The 1,965-nt window shown below is 42.1% G+C and carries 2 protein-coding genes and 2 pseudogenes; all 4 read right to left on the reverse strand.

Going from position 1 to position 1,965, the window contains the following annotated elements; translation table 11 throughout:
- A pseudogene (locus ACFIO3_RS12255) lies at window positions 1-490 on the reverse strand (hemagglutinin repeat-containing protein); the annotation flags it as partial.
- Window positions 491-574: 84 nt separating this feature from the next.
- Window positions 575-1,051, reverse strand: a complete 477-nt coding sequence (locus ACFIO3_RS12260; RefSeq protein ID WP_375607640.1) for a hypothetical protein — start codon at window positions 1,049-1,051, stop codon at window positions 575-577.
- A gap of 174 nt (window positions 1,052-1,225) precedes the next feature.
- A complete protein-coding gene (locus ACFIO3_RS12265; protein WP_375615473.1) occupies window positions 1,226-1,630 on the reverse strand; it encodes a hypothetical protein in 405 nt (134 codons plus the stop codon).
- Window positions 1,627-1,965, reverse strand: a pseudogene (locus tag ACFIO3_RS12270) (filamentous hemagglutinin); the annotation flags it as partial. The pseudogene ACFIO3_RS12270 and the gene ACFIO3_RS12265, both read right to left, overlap by 4 nt.

Below are 1,965 nucleotides of genomic sequence, written 5' to 3' on the forward strand. Positions count from 1 at the left end.
TGTTCAAGGAAATATTGGTTGTGGCTGTACCATCCTTTTCTCGGCTATTATAACCAATGGAAACAGAGTTTTGCTTGCTGGAGCTTTGTCCCTTATCACTGTGGCTGACAACGGTAAAATCACCCCCTACTTCCATTTCTACACGCTCTCCAGAAACCACGGCGCCTGCCAATGTGGTGTTTGCCCCACTCGTTGTGTGAACTGTGCCGGTGCCAATAATATGGCTGTTCTTCTGGTGAACCTCCTCACTGGAACCCTTGCCTTTACCAAAAGAAGCATTCCCCATCCACCCTGTACCACCGGTACCATAACTATACCCAACATTCATTGAAGCGCTTTGCGTGTGGTTTTCTGTGCTCTGCGTGTTTTGCGCACTTTCAAAGGTGATATCTTCACCTGCTCCCATGGTGATATTCCCGCTCTGTTCATCATTGCTTTGCATCGGGTTTGTACCGGCAATAATATCGGCTCCAACACCATGAATGCTGCCTTATTTAAAGTGCCACCCGCTTGAATAAAGAAGGGCACTATTTTGACTCCCTACTTCATTCATGATTTTATCTAACGACCTTTATTAACGATGGGGAGGACGCTTTGGTGATCGCTTTTGTAAAGCTTTTTGCTTTTGCTGACGTTTTCTTTCATCCTCAAAATGCGTTAGTAAAGCGCGTTCCTGTTTCGTTTTATTGGTCACACCAAAGGTGTCATTGTCCATAAACTGCTGATATCCTGCTATCATTAAATTGCTTAAGAATGAGCCACTTTTTGGAGGTTGTGTAAAATAGATCCCTTTTGAATCTTGCAATTTATACCGGAAACCTGCTTTTTTCATGCACTCATAAACTGAGGCAAATTCACTCGCATACGAATTCATATCGTCAGGAGAAGCATAAACCGGTTTCCAACCACATTTTGACAAGGATTGTTGGATCATCGCTTTATCGACACCTGGTTTTTCCCATAATGCTAAAGTTGATGGAGGAGGTTGGTTAACACATCCAGCTGTAGTTAAGAGAGCTATGCAGCTCAATAGTTTTAAGATTTTTTTCATTTTCCCCTCTTTCAATGGATTTATTTACAATAAAAAGGCTCTAAAGCCTGTTGATATTTTATCTCCGTTTTTCAAGACAGTTCTGGACTGAGTTGAGATGGTAGATTGAGAAAACAATCCTGCCATTCCAAGTAAAGGCAAGGATGACAGATTGTTGATCATCACAAGAAAGACTTAAGGATAGCATTCATATTGTTCTGGATGCTTTTTACAAAAAGGGCTGTTCAAGCGCTTCTTGACACTGCGCTGTGGAACAACAGCGCCTGGACGACAAATGGGCAAGTTTTCAGCTTTATGATTTCCACACCAGCCTCCCCCCACATCATATTTATAGCGAAATCCCGCTTGGAGCATGCAAGCATCAATGGTTGCATTTGCATTATTACTGAGCTTTCTACTTTCTGGATCCTTATCATAAGGGGTTGGCATACCGCATTCTAACAAGGCTTTTCCTATCTCCGTAAAATCTGCTCCTGGCTTCTCCCATGCCCCTATAGAAGATATGGGAGTTTTATTAAACTGGCACCCAGCTATACTTAACAAAGTTACAGCACTTAATAATTTTACGATGTGTTTCATTTTTTACTCCATGATTTACTTGAAGGAACTTGTTCACGATGAGATGAGCCGTAAAGCATGTTGCACATACGCCCCGCATCTCCAAGGCAAGTATGGGAGCTTATGGGATTCATGATCACTCTCCACCATTCTTTCCACATGTTACTACCAGTAGGTATTGTCTCGTAAGTATAGCCATTGCCGCCAATAATTCTGCTGACAAAGTCATATCTATTCCCATCAAAACCAACAATGGTTTGTTTGCTATCACTCACATACCCTAACAGACCGGATGCAACTAAAACATTAAAGGCTGGTCCATAGAGATTGATAGTCGTGTTTTCGTTGGCTATACC

This window comes from Bartonella sp. AD328YNZD, from assembly GCF_042196425.1.